The sequence below is a fragment of the Frateuria terrea genome, assembly GCF_900115705.1.
In the GTDB taxonomy this organism is placed as follows: Bacteria; Pseudomonadota; Gammaproteobacteria; order Xanthomonadales; family Rhodanobacteraceae; genus Frateuria_A; species Frateuria_A terrea.
In genome coordinates, this window is record NZ_FOXL01000005.1 from 21177 (window position 1) to 40588 (window position 19412).

23 protein-coding genes are annotated in these 19412 nt (G+C 68.6%); 3 read left to right on the forward strand and 20 right to left on the reverse strand.

The window, feature by feature from the left end:
* Positions 1–7 precede the first annotated feature (7 nt).
* The 19 genes from nuoE to BMZ38_RS09235 form a co-directional block, all read right to left on the reverse strand.
* Complete coding sequence (gene nuoE / locus BMZ38_RS09145; protein ID WP_091336614.1) at positions 8–535, reverse strand: NADH-quinone oxidoreductase subunit NuoE; 528 nt, start codon at positions 533–535, stop codon at positions 8–10.
* A 21-nt stretch (positions 536–556) separates the two neighbouring features.
* Positions 557–1810 carry an NADH-quinone oxidoreductase subunit D gene (locus BMZ38_RS09150; RefSeq protein WP_091336616.1) on the reverse strand — a complete coding sequence of 418 codons (1254 nt, stop codon included), beginning with the start codon at positions 1808–1810 and terminating at the stop codon, positions 557–559.
* A 14-nt stretch (positions 1811–1824) separates the two neighbouring features.
* Positions 1825–2556, reverse strand: coding sequence for an NADH-quinone oxidoreductase subunit C (locus BMZ38_RS09155; RefSeq protein WP_091336618.1), 732 nt, complete (start codon positions 2554–2556; stop codon positions 1825–1827).
* 13 nt (positions 2557–2569) lie between these two features.
* Positions 2570–3127, reverse strand: a complete 558-nt coding sequence (locus BMZ38_RS09160; RefSeq protein WP_091336620.1) for a NuoB/complex I 20 kDa subunit family protein — start codon at positions 3125–3127, stop codon at positions 2570–2572.
* Positions 3118–3474, reverse strand: coding sequence for an NADH-quinone oxidoreductase subunit A (locus BMZ38_RS09165; RefSeq protein ID WP_091336622.1), 357 nt, complete (start codon positions 3472–3474; stop codon positions 3118–3120). Before BMZ38_RS09165 ends, BMZ38_RS09160 begins: the two co-directional genes overlap by 10 nt.
* Positions 3475–3748: 274 nt before the next feature.
* Complete coding sequence (locus BMZ38_RS09170; protein ID WP_091336624.1) at positions 3749–4102, reverse strand: PilZ domain-containing protein; 354 nt, start codon at positions 4100–4102, stop codon at positions 3749–3751.
* A 94-nt stretch (positions 4103–4196) separates the two neighbouring features.
* The gene (locus BMZ38_RS09175; RefSeq protein ID WP_245747328.1) at positions 4197–5126 is read right to left on the reverse strand and encodes a PIG-L deacetylase family protein; all 930 of its coding nucleotides are present in this window, start codon (positions 5124–5126) and stop codon (positions 4197–4199) included.
* Between the two features lie 133 nt (positions 5127–5259).
* Positions 5260–6195 (reverse strand): DNA polymerase III subunit delta', encoded by a 936-nt coding sequence (gene holB / locus BMZ38_RS09180; RefSeq protein WP_091336626.1) that lies wholly within the window; start codon positions 6193–6195, stop codon positions 5260–5262.
* The gene (gene tmk, locus BMZ38_RS09185; RefSeq protein WP_091336627.1) at positions 6192–6836 is read right to left on the reverse strand and encodes a dTMP kinase; all 645 of its coding nucleotides are present in this window, start codon (positions 6834–6836) and stop codon (positions 6192–6194) included. The genes holB and tmk overlap by 4 nt, the downstream gene beginning before the upstream one ends.
* Entirely contained in the window at positions 6829–7869 is a 1041-nt protein-coding gene (gene mltG, locus BMZ38_RS09190; RefSeq protein WP_091336629.1) for an endolytic transglycosylase MltG, read from the reverse strand. Before mltG ends, tmk begins: the two co-directional genes overlap by 8 nt.
* Before the next feature lie 11 nt (positions 7870–7880).
* Positions 7881–8690: an aminodeoxychorismate lyase gene (gene pabC, locus BMZ38_RS09195; RefSeq protein ID WP_091336631.1), complete on the reverse strand. Its 810-nt coding sequence runs from the start codon at positions 8688–8690 to the stop codon at positions 7881–7883.
* Positions 8687–10033, reverse strand: a complete 1347-nt coding sequence (locus BMZ38_RS09200) for an aminodeoxychorismate synthase component I (protein WP_091336633.1) — start codon at positions 10031–10033, stop codon at positions 8687–8689. Before BMZ38_RS09200 ends, pabC begins: the two co-directional genes overlap by 4 nt.
* A gap of 8 nt (positions 10034–10041) precedes the next feature.
* Positions 10042–11280 carry a beta-ketoacyl-ACP synthase II gene (gene fabF, locus BMZ38_RS09205; protein WP_091337446.1) on the reverse strand — a complete coding sequence of 413 codons (1239 nt, stop codon included), beginning with the start codon at positions 11278–11280 and terminating at the stop codon, positions 10042–10044.
* 198 nt (positions 11281–11478) lie between these two features.
* Positions 11479–11718 (reverse strand): acyl carrier protein, encoded by a 240-nt coding sequence (gene acpP, locus BMZ38_RS09210; protein ID WP_091336635.1) that lies wholly within the window; start codon positions 11716–11718, stop codon positions 11479–11481.
* A 192-nt stretch (positions 11719–11910) separates the two neighbouring features.
* Positions 11911–12654 (reverse strand): 3-oxoacyl-ACP reductase FabG, encoded by a 744-nt coding sequence (fabG, locus tag BMZ38_RS09215; RefSeq protein ID WP_091336637.1) that lies wholly within the window; start codon positions 12652–12654, stop codon positions 11911–11913.
* Between the two features lie 59 nt (positions 12655–12713).
* Positions 12714–13652 carry an ACP S-malonyltransferase gene (gene fabD, locus BMZ38_RS09220; protein WP_091336638.1) on the reverse strand — a complete coding sequence of 313 codons (939 nt, stop codon included), beginning with the start codon at positions 13650–13652 and terminating at the stop codon, positions 12714–12716.
* Between the two features lie 123 nt (positions 13653–13775).
* Entirely contained in the window at positions 13776–14750 is a 975-nt protein-coding gene (locus tag BMZ38_RS09225; RefSeq protein WP_091336640.1) for a beta-ketoacyl-ACP synthase III, read from the reverse strand.
* Positions 14751–14900: 150 nt separating this feature from the next.
* Positions 14901–15092, reverse strand: a complete 192-nt coding sequence (rpmF, locus tag BMZ38_RS09230; protein WP_091336642.1) for a 50S ribosomal protein L32 — start codon at positions 15090–15092, stop codon at positions 14901–14903.
* 16 nt (positions 15093–15108) lie between these two features.
* A complete protein-coding gene (locus tag BMZ38_RS09235) occupies positions 15109–15627 on the reverse strand; it encodes a YceD family protein (RefSeq protein ID WP_091336644.1) in 519 nt (172 codons plus the stop codon).
* A gap of 110 nt (positions 15628–15737) precedes the next feature.
* On the opposite strand from BMZ38_RS09235, the gene BMZ38_RS09240 reads away from it, so the two are divergent.
* Complete coding sequence (locus tag BMZ38_RS09240) at positions 15738–16196, forward strand: hypothetical protein (RefSeq protein ID WP_342707664.1); 459 nt, start codon at positions 15738–15740, stop codon at positions 16194–16196.
* Positions 16193–16771 (forward strand): Maf family protein, encoded by a 579-nt coding sequence (locus tag BMZ38_RS09245; protein WP_091336647.1) that lies wholly within the window; start codon positions 16193–16195, stop codon positions 16769–16771. The genes BMZ38_RS09240 and BMZ38_RS09245 overlap by 4 nt, the downstream gene beginning before the upstream one ends.
* 74 nt (positions 16772–16845) lie before the next feature.
* Here BMZ38_RS09245 and BMZ38_RS09250 read toward each other — a convergent pair whose 3' ends face one another.
* Complete coding sequence (locus BMZ38_RS09250; protein ID WP_245747329.1) at positions 16846–18348, reverse strand: glycosyltransferase family 39 protein; 1503 nt, start codon at positions 18346–18348, stop codon at positions 16846–16848.
* Between the two features lie 121 nt (positions 18349–18469).
* Between BMZ38_RS09250 and BMZ38_RS09255 the strand changes: the two genes are divergently transcribed.
* A complete protein-coding gene (locus tag BMZ38_RS09255) occupies positions 18470–19411 on the forward strand; it encodes an AAA family ATPase (protein WP_091336650.1) in 942 nt (313 codons plus the stop codon).
* Position 19412 lies beyond the last annotated feature (1 nt).

The window sequence follows — 19412 nt, forward strand, 5'->3', positions numbered from 1 at the left end:
CCCTGTCTCACTCCAGACCGTCGAGAATTTCGTCGAGCTTCTCGGGCGTGAGCCGCTCGTGGTAATGACCGTTGACCGTCATCGCCGGCGCGTACACGCAGGCGGCGATGCACTCCTCTTCACGCTTGAGGTAGACGCGCCCGTCCGGGGTGCTCTCGCCGAGCTTCACACCCAGCTTCTTCTCGCAGTGGCGCACCAGGCCTTCGGCACCGTTGAGCCAGCACGAAATGTTGGTGCAGATAGCCACGTTGTTGCGGCCGACCGGCTTGGTCTCGAGCATCGAGTAGAAGCTCGCCACTTCGTAACCCCACACGGCGGGCAGATCGAGGTACTTGGTGACCGCCACGATCAGCTCGTCGTTGAGGAAGCCCCGGTTCTGCTCCTGCGCAGCGAACAGCGCCTGGATCAGCGCTGAGCGCTTGCGGTCGGCCGGGAACTTGGCGACCCATTCGTCGATGTGGTGGCGGGTGTGCTCGCTCAGCACGACGAGCGGATCGACGTGCTTGACCTGCTCGTAATTTCCGGTGGCCTTCATGGGAATCTCCGTGGTGCCGGCTTAGCGGTCGACTTCGCCGAACACGAGATCGTAGGTGCCGATCATCGCCACCACGTCGGCCAGCATGTGGCCCTTGACGGTGGCGTCCATCGACGAGAGGTGGGCGAAGCCCGGCGCGCGAAGGTGCACGCGAAAGGGCTTGTTGGCACCGTCGGAAACCAGGTAGCAGCCGAACTCGCCCTTGGGCGCCTCGACCGCGCAGTAGGTCTCGCCGGCGGGGACGCCGTAGCCCTCGGTGAACAGCTTGAAGTGGTGGATGAGCGCTTCCATGCTCTCCTTCATTTCGGCCCGCGAAGGCGGCGCCACCTTGAAGTTCGTCACCATCACCGGGCCAGGGTTGGCGCGCAGCCAGTCCACGCACTGCTTGATGATGCGGTTGGACTGGCGCATCTCTTCCACGCGCACCAGGTAGCGGTCGTAGCAGTCGCCGTTGACGCCAACCGGGATGTCGAAATCCATCTCGGCGTACTTGGCGTAGGGCTGCTTCTTGCGCAGGTCCCACTCCACGCCCGAGCCGCGGATCATCGCACCGGTCATGCCCCAGGCCTTGGCCATCTCCGGGCTGATCACGCCGATGCCGACGGTGCGCTGCTTCCAGATGCGGTTGTTGGTGAGCAGGTCTTCGTACTCGTCCACGCGGGACGGGAAGATCCTGGTGAAGTCCTCGATGAAGTCCAGCATCGAGCCTTCACGCGCCGAGTTGATGCGCTTCAAGTCCGCGCCCTTGTGCCAGGGCGATTCCTTGTACTGCGGCATGCGGTCCGGCAGGTCGCGGTAGACGCCGCCCGGGCGGTAATAGGTCGCGTGCATGCGCGCGCCCGAGACCGCCTCGTAGACGTCCATCAGTTCCTCGCGCTCGCGGAACGCGTACAGGAACACCGCCATCGCGCCCAGGTCGAGCGCATTGGAGCCGATCCACATCAGGTGGTTCAGGATGCGGGTGATCTCGTCGAACATCGTGCGGATGTACTGCGCGCGCTCCGGCGCCTCGATGCCCAGCAGGGTCTCGATCGCGCGCACGTAGGCGTGCTCGTTGCACATCATCGACACGTAGTCCAGGCGATCCATGTAACCGATCGACTGGTTGAACGGCTTGGACTCAGCCAGCTTCTCGGTGCCGCGGTGGAGCAGACCCACGTGCGGGTCGGCACGTACCACGGTCTCGCCGTCCATCTCCAGCACCAGGCGCAGCACGCCGTGCGCAGCCGGATGCTGCGGGCCGAAGTTCATCGTGTAATTGCGGATTTCCTGCATGACGTCGCGGCCCTTCAGTTCTGGCGCCAGTTGTCGGCGGCTTCGGCCTTGGCCTGGATGAGGTCGGCGTCGTCGCGGATCACGCGCGGCACCAGCACGCGCGGCTCGATGGTCACCGGCTGGTAGACCACGCGCTGCTGCTCGGGGTCGTAGCGCACCTCGACGTTGCCGATCAGCGGGAAGTCCTTGCGGAACGGATGGCCGACGAAACCATAGTCGGTGAGGATGCGGCGCAGGTCCGGATGCCCGTCGAACAAGATGCCGTACAGGTCGAACGCCTCGCGCTCGAACCAGTTGGCAACCGGCCAGATGCCGGTCAGCGAGGGCACCACCGGCAGCGCGTCGTCGTCGCAGAACACGCGCAGGCGCAGGCGCCGGTTGTGGGTCAGCGACAGCAGATGCACGACGGCCGCGAAACGGCGCGGCATGTCGGCATCGCGTGGGCGCTCGGCCCAGTTGAAACGGCCCATCGCCTGCCCTTCCACGCCGCGCGAGAAACCGGTCGCGGTGACCGTTTCGGTGGCCCACTCGTCCTGCCCGTAGCCGAGGTAGTCGACGCCGCAGACGTCGATCAGCTGCTCGAAGCGGAAATCCGGTTCGTCGCGCAACGCCGTTGCGACGCTCAGAAGATCGCCGGCGGAAAGCTCGGCCGTGGTTTCGCCGCCGCGACCGGCGGACAGCGACAGCGTGTCGCCGAACCGCGCCGCGAGACGGGCGGCCAGCGAATGGGTTGGCATATCGGTCATGGTGGGCAGCCCCTCAGCCGCGGGCGATGGTGCTGGTGCGACGGATCTTCTTCTGCAACTGCAGGATGCCGTGGATCAACGCCTCGGCCGTCGGCGGGCAGCCGGGCACGTAGATGTCGACCGGCACGATGCGATCGCAGCCGCGCACCACCGAATACGAGTAGTGGTAGTAGCCGCCGCCATTGGCGCAGCTGCCCATCGAGATCACCCACTTCGGGTCGGGCATCTGGTCGTACACGCGGCGCAGCGCCGGGGCCATCTTGTTGACCAGGGTACCGGCCACGATCATCACGTCGGACTGGCGCGGGCTCGGGCGGAAGATCACGCCGTAGCGGTCCAGGTCCAGGCGCGCCGCGCCGGCATGCATCATCTCGACTGCGCAGCAGGCCAGGCCGAAGGTCATCGGCCACATCGAGCCGGTGCGCGCCCAGTTCATCAGCGCGTCCACCGAGGTGGTGGCGAAACCGCGCTGCATGACCGGGTTGTCCTCGGCCGGACGCAGGATGTCATCGACCAGGTTCAACGGCTCCGGGTTGTGCATTACCCGGTCGATGGAAGACATCACTCCCATTCCAGTGCTCCCTTCTTCCACACGTAGGCGAAACCGACCACCAGCAGCAGCAGGAACAGCGCCATTTCGATCAGCGCCACGAGGCCGATGTGCTGGAACACCACCGCCCATGGGAACAGGAAGGCGATTTCCAGGTCGAAGATGATGAACAGGATCGCCAGCAGGTAGTAGCGGACGTCGAAGCGCATGCGGGCGTCTTCGAACGCCTCGAAGCCGCACTCGTAGGGAGCGAGCTTGATCGCCGCGGGACGACGCGGGCCGGCGAGCATGCCGATGATCAGCAGCACCACGCCCAGGCCGGCGGCAACGCCGATGAACAGCAGGATGGGCCAGTATTGAGCAAGCACGATGCAACGTACCTCCGCGCCATGAGCGCATCAGTGACCGCCATGGGTGGCGGTCCGGCTGGTTCGATTCGGCAGGCCGCGCACGGCAGGGGCTGTCCAGCCACGATCGCACGCGTGGGGTCGCGAGCGCCCGATTCCCACGAAATCCGTTCGTGTAACCGCGGCATTGTATCAGCGCGCGCGGGGACTACGCCAAGTATTGCGGACGCGACAGTTATTGGTTAGTGGCGACCGTTCCCGCAGGCCGCGGGCGAACGCCTGCGGCGGCACGGCCTTACATGGTATGGGTGGGACGCTCGGAAGAGAGCACGCCGGCGAGGATGTTCTCGATGCGCTGGCGTGCCACCTCGGCATCGCTCGATTCGTTGAAGTGCACCCCGATGCCGGCAGTGCGGTTGCCCTGCGCGCCGAGCGGACTGATCCAGGCCACCTTGCCCACCACCGAGAGGCGCTCGGTCTCATCCATCAGCGTGATCAGCAGTACCACCTCGTCGCCCAGCGCGTAGCGTTGCGCGGTCGGCGCGAACAGGCCACCGTGTTTCATGAACGGCATGTACGCGTTGTACAGCGTCGCCGCGTCCTTGATCTTCAGCGAGATGATGCCCTGGCGGGCGGCGGTGGGGGTCATGCATGCGCTCCGGAACTGCAGCCGGCAGCAGATCCGGCACGCGCATCGTAGCGAGCGGGATGGGCGGGCGCAAAGCGGCCCCGGGCCAGGCCACCTACAACTCGCACCACCCCCAGCGATCGAAGATCCACGGTGAAGACACGTCCATGTCCAGTCGCGCGAAGCACGGCGCCGTGGGCACCTCGGCCAGGCGCCAGCGCCCCTGCCCGTCCCGCTGCAGCGGCGCGTCGGTCCATGCCCAGTGGCGTACGCCGTCGGGACTGGCGATGGTCAGCCGCAACTGCGAGCGCCAGGCCATGGGATGCCAGGGCAGCGCACCGGCCTCGCGGTCGGCGGGCGGTCGGGCGACGCGGTCATAGCGCTCAGGGCGGTCGGTCAACCGGCGCATGCGTCCCGCGCTCAGCGCCATCTGGCTGTGGTGCGCCGTCAGCGCGGCGAGCTTGGCCGCATGGCGGTCGGCAGCGGCCGGCAGGGCGACGCCTGGCTGGGTTTCCTCGCGGCCATGCACCAGATAACCGAGCAGCAGCGGCGGCTCGGCGTCCCAGTCGGCGAGCGCCAGGCGTGTCAGCACGTGCGCACTGCCATGGTCCGGATGCCGGTCCGACAGCGCCGGCAGCGCAACCACGTTGGGACGGAAGTCGACCAGTTGCTCGACCAGGCGGGCGCGTGCCATCGAGGCATCCTCGCGCACCAGCGCCGTCAGCCCCATGTCCGGCCAGCCCATCGCGTGCAGGGCGTCGAACGGCACATCGAGCCGACGCAATGCATCGCCGACCTCGCCACGCCGTCGTCGTCCCCAGCGGGCGCGCTCGGCGTCGCCGATGCGCAACCGGCGTTCGATCCAGCGCTGGGGCCACGGGTTGTCGTCGCCGTCGGTGAGCAGCAGCACGTGCACCTGGCCACCGGCGGCTCGTACGAGCTGCAGCAGTTCGCCGGTGCCAATGGTTTCGTCGTCGGGGTGCGGCGCCACCACCAGCAGGCGGGTCCGCGCGTCGGGGCTGTACAGCTCCGGGCTCAACGGCATGTCGTGGCGCCTCCCGCGCCGGGGTATGGGGATCGTCGCGGATGCAGCCGCGGCGATCGTGGCGCGCAGCTTGCAGCAGCCCGCGTTCGCACAACGTGTAGCACCAAGGCCCGACCTGCCCGCATGGCTGTGGTCAGTGCCAGTCGGCGAGCAACTCTAGCAGCAGCAGGTCGCCGCGCAGCGGACCGCGCAGGGCATCGCGCGTGCGATTGGCTGCAGCGAACCAGTCGGCCAGTCTCTCGTCATCGAGCTGGCTGCCGAGCGGCGTGGCACCACCGGCCGCGCGCGCGCGCGCTTCGTCGACGCAAGCCTGCGCGGCGAACCACAGGCATTGCTCCGGCTCGCTGTCCAGCCAGCGGCGGGCCACCTCCATCGGCTCCGCACGGCCGGCGGCCAACGCAGCCAGGTCCTTGCGTACGGCCTGTCGCCGCGCCAGCGCGCCCTGCTCCGCCCACGCCCTGGCGAGCCCCGGATTGCCGCCCGCAGCCTCAAGCGCGGCGGCAGGATCGGCCACGTTATGCGCAACCAGCCAGGCCATGGCCTCCGGGTGCGAAGGCAGCTGGAATTCGATGCGCTGGCAGCGGCTGCGGATGGTCTGCGGAAGCCGCCAGGGCGCGTCGGCGACCAGCAGCAGCAAGGTCTGCGGCGAGGGCTCCTCCAGCGTCTTGAGCAGGGCGTTGGCAGCAGCCGCGTTCATTGCATCGGCCGGATCGATCACCACCACCTGCCAGCCGCCGAACTGGCTGGCCATCGCCAGCCGCGCAGACAGCTCGCGGATCTGGTCGACGACGATTTCCTTGCGTGGCACACCGTCCTTGCGCAGGCCGTAGCTGACGGTCATGAAGTCCGGATGCGTGCCGGCGTCCAGCAACAGGCAGGCACGACATCGGCCGCAGGCTTCGCCGCCACGTGGATGTCCGCAAAACAGGCCACGCACGAAACGCTGCAGGAAATCACGCTTGCCCAGGCCCGCCGGCCCGCACAACAGCAGCGCATGCGGCAACGCCCCGCGCGCCTGGCGTGATTGCAGCCGCTGCCAGTGCGCCTCATGCCAGGGTGGCGTGCTCATGCCGCATTCCCCGCGAACAGCGGCGCGAGTGCCGCGATGGCCGCAAGCAGCACGGCCTCGGGCGGTTGGCCGGCATCGATCAGGCGGAAGCGGGCCGGCTCCGCCACGGCGCGTGCACGATAGCTGGCGCGCACGCGCTCGAAGAAGGCATCGGCTTCGGTTTCGATCCGATCGGCTTCGCCGCGCCCGGCAGCGCGCGCGCGGCCGGTGGCCACCGGCAGGTCCAGCAGCAGGGTCAGGTCCGGCACCAGCCCGGCACAGGCCCATCGTTCGAGCTCGGCGATGCGCTCCAGCGGCTGGCCGCGGCCACCACCCTGGTAGGCGTAGCTGGCGTCGACGTAGCGGTCGCACAGCACCCACTGCCCGGCCGCCAATGCGGGCGCAATCATCTCGCGCACGAGCTGGGCACGCGAGGCGAACATCAGCAGCAGTTCGGTTTCGGCCGCCATGCCGCGCGCCTGCGGGTCGAGCACGATCGCGCGCACCGCCTCGCCTAACGGCGTGCCACCAGGCTCGCGGGTCTGCACCAGATCGATGCCCCGCGTCGCGATGTGCGCGCGCAGGCCAGCGAGCAGGGTGCTCTTGCCGGCACCCTCGCCGCCCTCGAGCGAGATGAAGCGTCCGCGTCGTGCCTCAGTCATGGCAACGCTTCAGCTGGTAGCAGGCGACGTTGCGGTTGTGCTCGGCCAGCGAACTGGCGAACACGTGGCTGCCATCGCCGCGCGCCACGAAGTACAGCGCCGTGCCCGGCTCCGGATGCAGGGCCGCATCGATCGCCGGTCGGCCGGGCAAGGCGATCGGGGTGGGCGGCAAGCCCGCATGGAGGTAGGTGTTGTAGGGCGTATCGGCGACCAGGTCGCTGCGGCGGATGTTGCCCGCGTAGGCTTCGCCCATGCCGTAGATCACCGCCGGATCGGTCTGCAGCAACATGTGGTTCTCGAGCCTGCGCACGAATACGCCGGCGATTTTCGGCCGCTCGTCGGCCCGGCCGGTTTCCTTTTCCACGATCGAGGCCAGGATCAGCGCGTCGTACGGCGAGTCCAGCGGCAGATCCTTGGCGCGCCCGGGCCACAGTTCGGCCAGCGTGCGCACCATGGCCGCGTGGGCACGCTTGAGGATGTCCAGGTCGCTGTCGCCCTTCACGTAGGCGTAAGTCTCCGGCAGGAAGCGGCCTTCGGGCATCTCGCCGGCCGCGCCGATGCGACGCATGATCTCGGCATCGTCCAGTCGAGCGCCCGCCTGGCGCAGTGTAGGCACCTTGGCAAGAGCACTTCGCAGCTGGCGGAAAGTCCAGCCGTCGACGATGGTGAAGTCCCGCTGCAGTACGCGGCCGGCCGCCATCGCATCGAGCAACTGGCCTGGCGTCATGCCCGGATCGAGCGCGTACTCGCCTGCGTGCAGCCGATCGGCCACCCGCATGCGTTCGGCCAGCACGCGCCAGTACAGCGACGGCGCATGGGTGAGCTCACGCGCACGCAGCTGCACCACGATGCCGCGCAGGTTGCTGCCGCGCTCCACGTCCAGCGTCTGCCGCTGTGGACCGACCGCGAGCGGCGTGCGGCTGAACCGCTCGAAGTCATACCAGCCCGCCACAAGGGCAGCCAGCACAGCCAGCAGCAGCACCCACATCAGGATGCGCCCGGTGGCCCTACCCTTTCTCTTCTTGCGCGCCATCGGCGACTCCTTCAGAAACCCAGCTCGCGCCAATGTGCCTGCAGCGCGCGCGTGACCGGACCGGTTGCAAAGGCGCCGCCGTCCAGCTCGCGAACCGGCAGGATGCCGCGCACGCTCGAGGATAGGAAGAGTTCTTCGGCCCGCTGGAGTTCCTCCAGCATGATCGGGCGCGCCTGCGCGTGTGGCCAGACTGCCAGGATTTCCGCCCGGGCCACGCCGGCGACGCCGCAGCGGTCGACCGTAGGGGTGGCGAGCACGCCGCCGAATACGGCAAACAGGTTGGCGGCAGTAGCCGAGACGACCAAGCCGTCGGCGTCGCATAACAGGCCTTCGCCGATCGCCGGGTCGTCCCACTCGGCGCGCGCCAGCACCTGCTCCAGCCGATTGAGGTGCTTGAGGCCGGCCAGCAGCGGCTGCACGCCCAGGCGCGTGGCGCACAGGCGCACGCGGATACCGGCCGTTTGCGCCGCCGCGTCGTGGGGCGGCGGGTCGAAGGCGGCGACGATGCGGGTGGGCTGTGGCTGCCCGGGGGGCTTGTACCCTCGCGCTCCCACACCCCGCGTAAGGGTGATGCGCACCACCGACCCGGCGAGCCCGTGTGACGCGGCACGCGCCTCGGCCAGGAGCATGACGGGATCCGGCATGGGCAGTCCCAAGCGGCGGCACCCCTCCTCCAGGCGCAGCACGTGGCGCGGCCACAGCGGCGCGTCGGCACCAAGGAACCGGATGGTCTCGAACAGGCCATCGCCGTAGCCGAGCCCGCGGTCCAGGGCGGAAACGCGGTCACCCGCCTGGCCGTCGACCAGCACGCGCGCGATCAACCGGACGCTCCCAGCGCGCGTAGAAGGCCGCGGGCCTTGGCACGGGTTTCGTCCAGTTCGCGTTCGGCGACCGAATCGGCCACGATGCCGGCGCCGGCGCGCAGCGTGACCTCCGGGCCGATCTGGGTGAGCGTGCGGATCAGGATGTTGAGGTCGAGCTCACCGCTCAGGTCGAGGTAGCCCAGCGCGCCGGTATAGGCGCCCCGCGGCGCGTCCTCGATCGCCGCGATGATCTCCATGCAGCGCACCTTGGGGCAGCCGGTGATGGTGCCGCCGGGGAAGGTCGCGGCGATCACCTGCCCGGGCGTCACGCCCTCGCGCAGGCGTCCGCGCACGTTGGAGACGATGTGGTGCACGTGCGCGTAGCTCTCCACCACCATCAGCTCGTCGACCACCACCGTGCCGGGCAGGCACACCCGACCGAGATCGTTGCGTTCCAGGTCGATCAGCATGACGTGCTCGGCACGTTCCTTCGGGTGCGCGGCGAGCTCGCGGATGCCCGCAGCATCGTCGTCGCCTGCCACGCGCGGGCGCGTGCCTGCGATTGGCCGCGTCTGCGCCACGCCATCGCGCACTTCGACCAGCCGCTCCGGCGAGGAGCTGATGATCGCCCAGCCGGGCCTTTGCAGCAGGCCCGCGAACGGCGCCGGGTTGGCCGCGCGCAACGCGCCGTACAACGTGGCGGGCGTGGGCGGATCTGCGTAATGCGCACGCCACGCACGCGAGAGATTGGCCTGGAAGATGTCACCCGCCTGCAGGTGCTGGTGGATGCGGGCGACGCCGTCGAGGAAGTGCGCAGGCGGGTCCTCCTCCAGTGCGACAGGGGCGGCCGGCGGAGGCAAGATGGACTGCGCGGCCAGGTCGGCTTCCATCAGGTCGAGCAAGCCGGCGTGCCCCTCTTCGGCTACCAGCCACGTGCGTTCAGCGGCATGGTCGACGATGACTGCCGCCGGACAGCGCAAGGCCAGCGCGACGGGCAATCCCTCATCGGGCCGCAGGCGCAGGCGCGGTTCGATTTCGGCCGCCAGTTCGTACGCCAGCAGCAGGACCCAGCCGCCGTGGAACGGCAACCCGTCGTCCTGGCGGGCGACGCGCTCGGCCTGCCAGGCCGCATCGAGCGCGTCGAGGAAACGGCCGCCATGCACGCGGCCCTGCCCATCGACCAGCCGCCCATCGGCCAGCAGCGCCACGCTCTCGCGGGGGAAGGCAAACAGGATGTCGTAGCGCGCCTGCGCGCTACCGCGCACCACGCTTTCGAGCAGGCACGGGTAACGCTCCACAAAAGCGGCGGCCGGAGCGAGCAGGTCGCGCCGGCCGTCGAGGACCCTCAGGTGGCTGCCCACGCTTCCGCTCAGTGGCGGCGGAAGACGAGCGTGCCGTTGGTTCCACCGAAGCCGAACGAATTGGAGATCGCGACGGTGAGGTCGGCCTTGCGTGCGGTGTGCGGCACGAAGTCCAGGTCGCAGCCTTCGCTCGGCTCATCCAGATTGATGGTCGGCGGCAGCACCTGGTCCCGTAGCGCCAGGATGGTGAAGATCGCCTCGACGCCGCCGGCGGCGCCCAGCAGGTGGCCGGTGGTCGACTTGGTCGAACTCATCGCCAGCTTGTAGGCGTGCTCGCCGAACACCTTCTTGGCCGCCATCACCTCGCCGAGGTCGCCCAACGGCGTGGAGGTGCCGTGCGCGTTGATGTACTGCACCTCGGTGGGCTTGACGCCGGCGTCGTCCAGCGCCGCCTGCATGCAGCGAGCGGCGCCTTCGCCGCCTTCGCTGGGCGCGGTGATGTGATAGGCATCGCCACTCATGCCGAAACCGACCAGCTCGGCGTAGACTTTCGCGCCGCGCGCCCTGGCGTGCTCGTACTCCTCCAGCATCAGCACGCCGGCGCCGTCGGACAGCACGAAGCCGTCGCGGTCCTTGTCCCACGGGCGGCTCGCCTTGGTCGGCTCGTCGTTGCGGGTGGACATGGCCTTGGCCGAGCAGAAGCCCGCCATCGCGGTGCCGGTGGTGGCGAACTCCGCGCCGCCGGCGAGCATCACGTCGGCATCGCCGTACTGGATCATGCGCATGGCCAGGCCGATGTTGTGCGTGGCCGTGGTGCAGGCAGTGACGCAGGCGATGTTCGGACCCTTCAGGCCGAACATGATCGACAGGTGGCCGGACACCATGTTGATGATGGAGCTGGGCACGAAGAACGGCGACACGCGGCGCGGGCCCTTCTCGTGCAACTCGATCGACGTGTCTTCGATGGTGTTCAGGCCGCCGATGCCCGCACCGACCGCCACGCCGATGCGCGGCGCGTTGGCCTCTGTCACTTCCAGCCCGGAATCGCGGAGCGCCTGGGTGCCGGCGGCGATGCCGTAATGGATGAACGGGTCCATCTTCTTGACGTCCTTCGGCGGCATCCACTGTGCCGGATCGAAGCCGCGAACCTGGCCGGCGATGCGCGTGGCGTAGGCGGTGGCGTCGAAATGGGTCACCTGGCCGATGCCACTGATGCCATTGAGAATGTTGTCCCACGCGGTGGCGATGTCGTTGCCGACCGGCGAGATGATGCCCATGCCGGTCACTACAACACGCCGTCTGCTCACGGGTCGTTCGCTCATGGATTTCAATCCTTACGTGTTCTCTCGGCACGCTGCCGCGCAACGGCCCGCGTCCTTCAACCATACGGTATCGGACGTTTCAAATCGCAGAAACGAAAACTGCGCCAAGGTGGCGCAGCTTTCGGTATCGCCACGTGAACGGAAGCCGCGCCGCGAGAGCGCAGGCACCGACCACGAAACCGATCAGTCCTTGGTGTGGGCCTTGATGTAGTCCACGGCCTGCTGAACGGTGGTGATCTTCTCGGCCTCTTCGTCCGGGATCTCGGTCTCGAACTCTTCCTCGAGGGCCATCACCAGTTCCACCGTGTCCAGCGAATCGGCGCCCAGGTCGTCCACGAACGAAGCGTTCGCCGTGACTTCATCTTCCTTCACGCCCAGCTGCTCGATGACGATCTTCTTGACGCGCTCTTCGATGGTGCTCATGTTGCCAAACCTCCCAAGGGGTGTGCTTTTTGTCGGGCCGGCACGGGTCCGGCAAAGGACGGCGAATTGTAGTGGCTAAGCGGCCAGGCCGCCATCGCTACGCCGGCAGTATGAAACGCTCGGGCTTTTGGCCCGGCGCGAAAGGTCAATTGTCGCCTAAAAACGTTTCGTTGGCGACAACCGCGCCATACGTCAGGGCATGTACATGCCGCCGTTGACGTGCAGCGTTTCGCCAGTGATGTACGCAGCGGCCGGCGAGGCAAGGAAGCCCACGGCCTTGGCGATGTCGCTCGCCTCGCCCAGGCGGCCCAGCGCAATCTGCCCGAGCAGCGCCTGCCTCGATTCCTCCGGCAGCGCGCGTGTCATGTCCGTATCGATGAAACCGGGCGCGACCACGTTCACCGTGATGCCGCGCGTACCGATCTCGCGCGCGAGCGATTTGGAGAACGCGATGATGCCCGCCTTGGCAGCAGCGTAATTGGCCTGCCCCGGATTGCCGGTCAGACCGATCACCGAGGCGATCGAGATGATGCGGCCCTTGCGTGCCTTCATCATGCCGCGCATCACCGCTTTGGAGGTACGGTAGACCGAGGTCAGGTTGGTGTCGATGATCGCCTGCCAGTCCTCCTCCTTCATGCGCATCAGCAATTGGTCGCGCGTGATGCCGGCGTTGTTGACCAGGATCGACACGGCGCCGAACTCCTTGCCGATCGCATCGACGAGCGCCTCGACCGCGGCGCCGTCAGTCACATTCAACACGCGGCCGTGGCCGCCGTTCGCAGCCAACCGCTCGCCGATGGCCTTCGCGCCGTTCTCGCTGGTGGCGGTACCGATCACCGTGGCGCCCATGGCCGCCAGCTCGTCGGCGATCGCGGCACCGATGCCGCGGCTGGCGCCGGTGACCAGCGCGATTTCTCCTTGCAGGATCTTGCTCATCGTCGTGCCCTTTTGCAGGAATCAAAGGACGGGCACGTAGCCCATCCGTCAGTGATGGTTCAAGCCAGCGCCGCTTCGAGTTCGCCCGGGGCGCCGATGGCGCGCGCATCCAGACCCTTGTCGATGCGCTTGATCAGACCCGCGAGCACCTTGCCCGGGCCACATTCGAGCACGCGGGTGGCACCGTTGGCGGCCAGCGCCTGCACGCACTCGGTCCAGCGCACCGGGAGGTAAAGCTGGCGCTGCAGTGCGCCGCGGATCTCCTCCACGCTGCCATAGCTGCGCGCCTCGGCGTTCTGCACCACGGGAATGGCCGGCAGCGACCACTCGATCGTGTCCATGCGCTCGCCAAGCCGATCGGCGGCCTCGCGCATCAGCGCGCAGTGCGAGGGCACCGACACGGCCAGCTTGACCGCCTTCTTCACACCAAGCTCGGCCAGCTTCGCCAGCGCGCGATCGACCGCTTCGGCGTTGCCGGCGATCACCAGCTGCCCTGGCGAGTTGTAGTTCGCCGGCGCGACCACCTGGCCCTGCGCGACCTCCTCGCACACCTGGGCGATCTGCGCGTCGTCGCCGCCCAGGATCGCCGCCATCGCACCCACGCCCGGCGGCACCGCCGCCTGCATCAGGCGGCCGCGCTCGGCCACCAGCGCGGCGGCATCGTGCAGGGACAGCGCGCCGGCGCAGACCAGCGCGCTGTACTCGCCCAGACTGTGGCCGGACAGCTGCGCGGGGCGTGCGCCACCAAGCCTGTTCCACACGCGCCAGACCGCCACGCTCGCCGCCAGCAGCGCCGGCTGGGTGTTCTCGGTGCGGTTGAGCTGATCCTCGGGGCCCTGCTGGCTCAGCTGCCACAAGTCGACGCCCGCACCCTGCGAGGCTTCCTCGAAGGTCGCCCGTACTTCCGCATGAGCGGCGGCCAGCTCGGCCAGCATGCCGACCGTTTGCGAGCCCTGGCCTGGAAAGACGAAGGCGAGCGAGGCAGAGGTGTCGGTCATCGGAGTCGGTCCGTCAAAGGCAAAGAGGCGATGATGCCAGCAGCCGCGCGCGTACGCAGCCGTATCGGTCGCCGGAAACGACGATGCCGCCCGGGGGCGGCATCGCGTGAGGGTGTGGCCGGCTCAGTAGCGCAGCAGCGCCGAGGCCCAGGTGAAGCCGCCGCCGAAGGCCTCCAGCAACAGGTTCTGCCCGCGCTGCACCTTGCCCGAGCGCACCGCGTAGTCCAGCGCCAGCGGCACCGAGCCAGAGGAAGTATTGGCGTGCTTGTCGACGGTCACGATGACCTGGTCCATCGACATGTTCAGCCGCTTGGCGGTGGCTTCGATGATGCGCAGATTGGCTTGGTGCGGGATCAGCCAGTCCAGTTGCGAAGCTTCCATGCCGGCGGCGTTGAGCGTCTGCTCGACCAGCGAGTCGAGCGTCTTGACCGCGACCTTGAATACCTCGCGGCCGGCCATCTTGATGCGCACGCCGTGGTTGGGTTCGTCGCGGAAACCGACGGAGACGCCGACCGGATTCCACAGCAGCTCCTTGTAACCACCGTCGGCATGCATGCAGGTGGCGTAGATGCCCGGCTCGTCGCTGGCCTCCAGCACCACCGCACCGGCGCCGTCGCCGAACAGCACGCAGGTCTCGCGCTCTTTCCAGTCGATCATGCGGGTCAGCGTCTCGGCGCCGATCACCAGCGCCTTCTTCGTCTGGCCGCTGCGGATGAACTTGTCCGCCACGCCCAGCGCGTAGACGAAACCCGAACAGGCGGCGTTGACGTCGAACGCGGCGCAGCCGTTGGCGCCCAGCCGGTTCTGCACCAGGCAGGCGGTGGACGGGAAGATCAAATCGGGCGTGGTGGTGCCCAGCACGATCAGGTCGAGCTCGGACGCCTTGACGCCGGCCGCGGCCAGCGCACGCTCGGCGGCGAGGAAGGCCAGGTCGCCGGTGGTCTCGCCCTCGGCGGCCACGTGACGTTGGCGGATGCCGGTGCGGCTGTGGATCCATTCGTCGCTGGTCTCGACGAATTTTTCCAGGTCGAAGTTGCTGAGCACGCGCTCGGGCAGCGCGCTGCCGGTGCCGGTGATGCGGGCGTAGGTCGAAGCCATGGACATTCCATCTGCATGCGGGGCGATGGCCTGGCCTCGGCTTTGTCGCCAGGCTCCCGTCCACGCCGAAACCGCAACGTTACGTTCGCGGGCGCCGAAACGCAAAGCGGCGCGTCGCCGCGCCGCCCTGTGGCGTCCGCTGGAAGCCGCTTACTCGGCGTCGACGGCTGCGGCGGTGTCGATCACCTTCTTGCCGCGGTAGTAGCCGTCCTTGGTGACGTGGTGGCGCAGGTGCACCTCGCCGCTGGTCGGGTCGGTCGCCAGCTGCACGGTCTTGAGCTTGTCGTGCGAACGACGCATGCCGCGGGTGGACGGGGTCTTGCGGCTCTTGGCAACGGCCATGGGTGTATCTCCGGCTTCAATCGGTTTTCTTGAGTTCGCGCAGAACCGCGAACGGGTTGTCGTTCGGCTCCGCCACGGATTCGTCCGGGCCGGGGCCAGTCACTTCGTCTGGCAGGCTGCTGTCCGGATTGACCGGCACCAGCGGCAACGCCAACAGCAATTCGTCCTCGATCACGTCGGCCGGGTTCAGCTTGCCGTCGTCCTCGACCAGCAGCGGTTCGCAACCGGGCGGCAGTGCCGCCTCCTCGCGCTCGCTGCGGATCAGGCCGAGCCGGCTGTCCACCGTCAGCGGCAACACGAACGGTTCCAGCGTACGCTGACAGGTCAGCGTCAGCGGCGCCTCGACGTGCACCTGGAGATAGGCCGCTCCGAACTCGTCGCGACCGAAATCCAGCGCGTACTGCGCCGCCCCTTCGTTGCCGGCCAGCATCCCGCACAGGCGGGACATGGCGGCCACGGGAAGCGTCCCGGCAAACGAACGCCGCGCCGAGACCATGCGCCAAGCGTCCACGGACTCTGGCAGTGTCACGGACATAATCGCGAAATCTTAGGTTGCGTAAGGGTCTGAAGTCAACCGCGTCCACGGACTTTGCCTGCCGCCGGGACTGCGGCAGACTGCCCTTCCGACCGTCACCGGCTTCGCTTGTGCCCGCTTCCCTCGCTTTCGGCCTTGCCGCGATGCTCCTGCTGCTGGTAGCGGCGGGCGCGTTCGTATTGCTGGGTCGGCGCCGCCGGCTGGACCGCCGCACGGACAGCATGCGCAGGCTGCTGGAGCTGGCCGACCAGCTGGAGGCGGACCTGAAGACCTGCCGCAACGGGTTGAAGCAGGCCCATGCGGTGATGTCGTTCAATCCTGACCAGCCGGCCGCCGGCGAGCAAGAGGCCAAGCAGGCGATCGACGCGGGGCTGCGCTCGCTGCTGCAACAGCGCCTGTGGATCCGCGACTGCGCTCCCGATGCCAGCCAGCAGGGCCTGGACGAGGCCGCCGCCGGCATGAGCCAGACCCGCGCACGGCTGCGTCCACTGGTGCGGGCGCTGGAGCGGGCGCACCACGAGCTGGACGATGCCATGCGCGAACACATCCGCCGCGAATCGGACGTATGACGCAACTGGTCCTGGGCTCCACTTCCCGCTATCGCGCGGAACTGCTGCGCCGGCTGGTGGCCGACTTCGAGCAGCGCGCCCCGGGTACCGATGAAACCCTGGCGCCCGGTGAGGCCCCGGCCGGCGGCGCCTTGCGGCTGGCGATCGCCAAGGCCGAGGGCGCGGCACGCGGGCTCGCCGGCGCGTGGGTGATCGGCTCCGACCAGATCGCCGAACTGGATGGGCGCGCGCTCGGCAAGCCCGGCAGCATCGAAGGCGCGCAGGCCCAGTTGGCCGCATGCGCCGGCCGTGAGGTCCGCTTCCACACCGGGCTGTGCCTGATCGATACCCGTGATGGGCAGCGACGCACGCACCTGGATACCACGGGCGTGCGGTTTAGGCCTCTTACGGAGGCCGAGATCGCCCGCTACGTGGTTCGCGAGATGCCGCTGGACTGCGCCGGCAGCTTCAAGTGCGAAGGCCTGGGCATCGCGCTGTTCGAGCGGATCGACAGCAGCGACCCGACCGCGCTGGTCGGCCTGCCGCTGATCGCGCTGGCCCGGCTGTTGCGCGAAGCGGGCCTGGCCATCCCCTGACGGCCGCACCACGAGAGAAGCCGGCTGCCGCGCGGCTGGTTGCAGGTCGGCCTTGCGGTCGCGCGGGGCCGCTCCTACCAAGCGTCGCCGGCTTGCAGCGCGTTGCGCCAGAACAGGCACCCGGTGGGGTCGGCCAGCCGCGTGGGCGGTGCAGTCGGCACCCGTCCGCGGTAATACGCAAAGCTCTTGCGCCCGCCGAACAGGACGCGCCTGGCCACCAGCTGTGGCGCCTCGATGCTGCCGCAGATCGCGCCCAGCCGATCCAGCTTGTCGCGCTCGCGCATGACCTCGCTCACCACCAGCAGCATCGGCTCGCCGGCATGGGCGGCACGCAGGCCGGCTTCGTCCAGGCGCCAGATGGCCAGCTGCGCTGCGCGGCCATGCTTGATGTTGAACGTGCTGTCCAGCGCATACACCGGGCCGCGGCCAGGAAGCTGGAACTCCAGCTCGGCGGCGAGCATGAAATTGTCGGCCACCAGTACCGCGTTCTTGCGTTCCAGCAACGTGCGTGCCTCTGCCGCGCTTTCGCGCCAACCTACGAAGTTGGTCGGGAAGGCCTTGCTTGACGACAGCACGTCGGCGCCCTGCGGGCTCGCCGCCAATGCGAGATACCCGAGCCCGAGCAACGTTCCGAGCAAACCCAGCACGCCTCCTGTCACGGTGGCCACGCGCCAGCCCCGACCCGCACCACGGCACAGCGCAGGCACCGCTGCCAGCAATGGCAGATAGCCGGGCAGCGGCCAGTGCGCGCGGAAGCGCAGGTCGTCGGCGAACAGCCCGAACAGAAAGTACGGTGCAAGGAAGCCGAGCGAGGTCCAGGCGACCAGGTCCCACGGCGCGCGTTCCGCACGACGGCGCCAACTGCACCATAGCGCCCACAGCAGCACCACATAGAGCACCGGCGTGCAGGCGACCGCCTGCTCCAGCGGTTGCACCAGCGCGTCGGCATGGAAGCGCCACGGATTGCGATCGACCAGCTGGAACGCGAGTCCGGCGCCATGCTGCCGCCAGTTCGACACGGCCAGCGGCAGCAGTCCCAGCGCTGCGATGCCCAATGCCAGCCAAAGTCCGCCGCGTCGCCACTGCGCACGACCGCGCGGGGTAGACACCAGCAACAGGAATCCGGCCAGCATCGCCATGGCCGCGCGATAGTGGGTCAGCCAGGCGACCGCCATCGCCACGCCCAGCAACAACCAGTCGCGCAGGCGGTCGTCGTCCATCGCGCGCAGCAGCGCATGGAGCGCCACCGCGATGGCGAGCGTCAGCGGCACGTCCGGCATGGCCATCACGCCGAAGGTGCTGGCCAGCGGTAGTGCCAGGCACAGCAGGCCCGCCTGCCAACCGACACATGCATCGAAGGCGCGCCGCCCGAACGCCACGACGACCCACGGCAACATGCTGCCCAGCAACAGGAACGGCCAGCGCATGCCGACCAGGCCGTGCCCGGCGACGTGCTCACCCAGCCAGATCAGCCACGCCGTCAGCGGCGGCAGGTCGCTGTACCCCCAGGCCGGATGCCGGCTTTCCAGCCAGTAGAACGCCTCGTCGCCGAACGGCGACATCGTCGCGGCAACCATGCACTTGAGAACCAGCAAGGCGGCAAACGCGATGAGGAATGCGCCTCGCCAGCGCGCGAGGCCGGCCGCTACACTCGACCGGCCCTCCCCGCGTTCCGCTCGTGCCGACTGCCAGGAACCCATGTCCGCCACCACTCCCCTGCCTGAAGAAACGCTCCATCCGCGCCTGGAAGCGGCGATGGCCCAGGTCAACCGGGTACTGCTCGGCAAGCCGCGCCAGGTGAAGCTGGCCTTTACGTGCCTGGTCGCCGGCGGCCACCTGCTGCTGGAGGACGTGCCCGGCGTGGGCAAGACCACGCTGGCGCACGCGCTGGCAGCAAGCTTCGCGCTGGAGTTCCAGCGCGTGCAGTTCACCAGCGACCTGCTGCCCTCGGACATTATCGGGGTCAGCGTGTTCGAGCGCGAGACAGGCCAGTTCCGCTTCCATCCCGGCCCGATCTTCACCGGACTGATGCTCGCCGACGAGATCAACCGCGCCACGCCGAAGACGCAGAGCGCATTGCTGGAAGCCATGGCCGAAGGCCAGGTCACCGTGGACGGCCAGACGCACACGCTGGCGCAGCCGTTCTTCGTCGTCGCCACGCAGAACCCGCTCGATCTGCACGGCACCTTTCCGCTGCCCGATTCGCAGCTGGACCGCTTCATGCTGCGCATCTCGCTGGACTATCCCGATGCCGCCGCCGAACGCGCCCTGCTGGCCGGCAGCGACCGGCGTGACCTGCTGGCCCAGCTCACGCCGCAACTGGATGCGCCCAGCCTCGCCGCGCTGCATCGCCAGGCACAGGGGATCACCGCCAGCAGCGCGCTGCTCGACTACCTGCAAGCCCTGCTTGCGGCCAGCCGCCGCCACGCGGACATCAAGGTCGGACTGTCGCCGCGGGCCGGCATTGCCCTGCTCGGGGCCGCGCGCGCATGGGCCCTGCTGAGCGGCCGCGGCCACGTGCTGCCGGAGGACATCCAGGCGCTTTTCGTACCGCTCGCCGCACACCGCCTGGTGCCTTCGCGCGGTGCCAGCGGCGATGCGCTGGCACGCGCGCTGCTGGCCGATACCGCGGTCGACTGAC

Bases quoted from the DNA above. Each gene is read 5' to 3' on its own strand.
- rpmF (WP_091336642.1), bottom strand. From the start codon at position 15,092: ATGGCCGTTGCCAAGAGCCGCAAGACCCCGTCCACCCGCGGCATGCGT.
- BMZ38_RS09245 (WP_091336647.1), top strand. From the start codon at position 16,193: ATGACGCAACTGGTCCTGGGCTCCACTTCCCGCTATCGCGCGGAACTG.
- mltG (WP_091336629.1), bottom strand. From the start codon at position 7,869: ATGGCGCGCAAGAAGAGAAAGGGTAGGGCCACCGGGCGCATCCTGATG.
- BMZ38_RS09250 (WP_245747329.1), bottom strand. From the start codon at position 18,348: ATGGTTGCCGCGACGATGTCGCCGTTCGGCGACGAGGCGTTCTACTGG.
- BMZ38_RS09160 (WP_091336620.1), bottom strand. From the start codon at position 3,127: ATGGGAGTGATGTCTTCCATCGACCGGGTAATGCACAACCCGGAGCCG.
- BMZ38_RS09170 (WP_091336624.1), bottom strand. From the start codon at position 4,102: ATGACCCCCACCGCCGCCCGCCAGGGCATCATCTCGCTGAAGATCAAG.
- BMZ38_RS09255 (WP_091336650.1), top strand. From the start codon at position 18,470: ATGTCCGCCACCACTCCCCTGCCTGAAGAAACGCTCCATCCGCGCCTG.
- fabG (WP_091336637.1), bottom strand. From the start codon at position 12,654: ATGAGCAAGATCCTGCAAGGAGAAATCGCGCTGGTCACCGGCGCCAGC.
- holB (WP_091336626.1), bottom strand. From the start codon at position 6,195: ATGAGCACGCCACCCTGGCATGAGGCGCACTGGCAGCGGCTGCAATCA.
- tmk (WP_091336627.1), bottom strand. From the start codon at position 6,836: ATGACTGAGGCACGACGCGGACGCTTCATCTCGCTCGAGGGCGGCGAG.
- BMZ38_RS09225 (WP_091336640.1), bottom strand. From the start codon at position 14,750: ATGGCTTCGACCTACGCCCGCATCACCGGCACCGGCAGCGCGCTGCCC.
- BMZ38_RS09150 (WP_091336616.1), bottom strand. From the start codon at position 1,810: ATGCAGGAAATCCGCAATTACACGATGAACTTCGGCCCGCAGCATCCG.
- BMZ38_RS09235 (WP_091336644.1), bottom strand. From the start codon at position 15,627: ATGTCCGTGACACTGCCAGAGTCCGTGGACGCTTGGCGCATGGTCTCG.
- fabD (WP_091336638.1), bottom strand. From the start codon at position 13,652: ATGACCGACACCTCTGCCTCGCTCGCCTTCGTCTTTCCAGGCCAGGGC.
- BMZ38_RS09175 (WP_245747328.1), bottom strand. From the start codon at position 5,126: ATGCCGTTGAGCCCGGAGCTGTACAGCCCCGACGCGCGGACCCGCCTG.
- nuoE (WP_091336614.1), bottom strand. From the start codon at position 535: ATGAAGGCCACCGGAAATTACGAGCAGGTCAAGCACGTCGATCCGCTC.
- acpP (WP_091336635.1), bottom strand. From the start codon at position 11,718: ATGAGCACCATCGAAGAGCGCGTCAAGAAGATCGTCATCGAGCAGCTG.
- BMZ38_RS09155 (WP_091336618.1), bottom strand. From the start codon at position 2,556: ATGACCGATATGCCAACCCATTCGCTGGCCGCCCGTCTCGCGGCGCGG.